Source organism: Wolbachia endosymbiont of Madathamugadia hiepei (assembly GCF_013366855.1).
Taxonomy (GTDB): Bacteria; Pseudomonadota; Alphaproteobacteria; order Rickettsiales; family Anaplasmataceae; genus Wolbachia.
The window spans coordinates 1-1,965 of record NZ_WQMP01000161.1 but is presented as its reverse complement, the minus strand read 5'-3'; the positions used below and the strand labels follow the sequence as shown (position 1 = coordinate 1,965).

1 protein-coding gene and 1 pseudogene are annotated in these 1,965 nt (G+C 34.9%); both read right to left on the bottom strand.

The window, feature by feature from the left end; all coding sequences use genetic code 11:
- Nucleotides 1-89: 89 nt before the first annotated feature.
- A pseudogene (locus GO685_RS04955) lies at nucleotides 90-829 on the bottom strand (LD-carboxypeptidase); the annotation flags it as partial.
- Nucleotides 829-1,446: a lipoyl(octanoyl) transferase LipB gene (gene lipB, locus GO685_RS04950; protein ID WP_175937826.1), complete on the bottom strand. Its 618-nt coding sequence runs from the start codon at nucleotides 1,444-1,446 to the stop codon at nucleotides 829-831. The gene lipB and the pseudogene GO685_RS04955, both read right to left, overlap by 1 nt.
- Between the last annotated feature and the right edge of the window lie 519 nt (nucleotides 1,447-1,965).

Below are 1,965 nucleotides of genomic sequence, written 5' to 3'. Positions count from 1 at the left end.
ATCTTTTCTACGCTTATTTCATATTCCATGCAACCCAAAAAGCCCTCTATTTCCAGCTCTTTCTTTATCGGCTAATCCATAGTTAGCGTTTGTAGGTGATCTAAACTGCGTTCCATTGCGTATGGATAAACTCTTATGTCTTCTAAAAATAAAATTTTGCCTTTTGCATTTACTTGCCAAGCAGTTCCTACGCTATTTTCAACTAAAGTCATATTACCACCAACAATTTTGATTCTAATCTGCCATTTTTTAGTTTAATGCTATTGTTAATTATTTTTAAATTATCGAATCTAATAGAGCTGCGTTTGTTCAGAATTAACTCTTTTAATTTTTCAACAGAGCTTTCAGAAACGGAGTTATTTACTATCATTTCCAACATGGTACCGTGAAGAATTTGCCAATCATATTTTGCTTGCAGGTAGATGTGCAGGGCAGTGATATCGCTATAGCCTATGAGAATTTTTTTATTTTGGGCAATTCTTTCTTTTTCATCATTGGGCAATCTCTCTAGATAAGGAATTAACCGAGAGGCTCCCGTTCCTCCTCTAATGCACCAAATTATTTTGCTATCGTCGGTTAAGACGCTAATTAAATCATTTGCTCTGAATTCATCGGGGTTAGAGTAGAATGGATTATCGTTATTGTATATTTTCTCCACAATATGGGGATAAAAACCCAAGGCTTCCACATATTCTTTTATGGTAGTTAGATCTGACTCTTTTCCCTTCGAAGAAGGAGCAATAATATCAACTTGATCAACTGCACAGACACCCGTGTTAATACATAAAACAAGGATGAAGTATAAAATGTAAACAATAACGGAACGCATTAAAATATCTTATAAAACTCTTTTTTTAGTATGTCGTCCAATTCAGAAAGTGAAACTTCAACTCCTAGTTCTTTCATTGATGTAACACCATAATCTTTCAGCCCGCAAGGAATAATGCCTCTGTAGTGAGAAAGATCTGGAGAAACGTTAAGTGCTATGCCATGGTAAGTTATCCATTTTCTTATACGAATGCCAAAAGCTGCTATTTTTTCTTCTACTCCGTTGTTATTTACCCAAATACCTATTCTATCCTCTTTGAATTCTCCAAATATATTGAAGTGCTTTAAAACATTTATGATCCAATTACCGAGGTCTCTAATATATAGTCTTATATCGCATTTATTTCTTTTTCTGAGATCCAACATTAAATATATAATGCGCTGCCCCGGGCCATGGTATGTGTATTTACCACCTCTGCCTGTTTTATATATAGAAAATAATTTTTCAACAATGTCATCATCTGTTGCACTGATCCCTGCTGTGTAAAGTGGAGGGTGCTGGAGCAGCCATACTAACTCATCAGATAAACTATCGTAAATTCTTTGAATTTTTGCTCCCATGAATTTTACAGCATGGTTATAATCGATAAACTGATTAGATACTAGCCACTTTACCATGTTCTGTTTCTACATTCTTTAAGTTTATTGATGTATCCTAGTGTCACACGTAGTTGTACGAACGTTTTTAGCCTGACCCAGCAGTAGGTGTCATGCAAATAGCTAACACTGGAATCCAGAAATTTGATTGTAGATAGCGCACTGAACTGGTGAGCATAGCTGTTTTACGCTAAAACGAACGTCTTTGATTAGATTGTATGAAAAGCTGGATCCCAGTGTCAAGCATTGGGATGACACCATCATAAAGGAACCAGTTGTCAGCTACTCTGAATCATTAACATCTCGCGTTAATTCTGCCGCAATTTCAAATTTTTAACAAATTTTTCAGGAGGCAAATATGAATCTCAATATCTTTCAAAGGAGAAAAACACATAAACACTCTGCTTTTCACGCTTTTCAAAAAACTAAAAACTTGTTTTCAATTTCCTTCTTTTATATAATATGCCATTTGGTAGTTTCTCTATTTGTAGCTAAGTTAAACTACCAGTTTTTGCTACATCTTTCCTTATTTTCTCATGA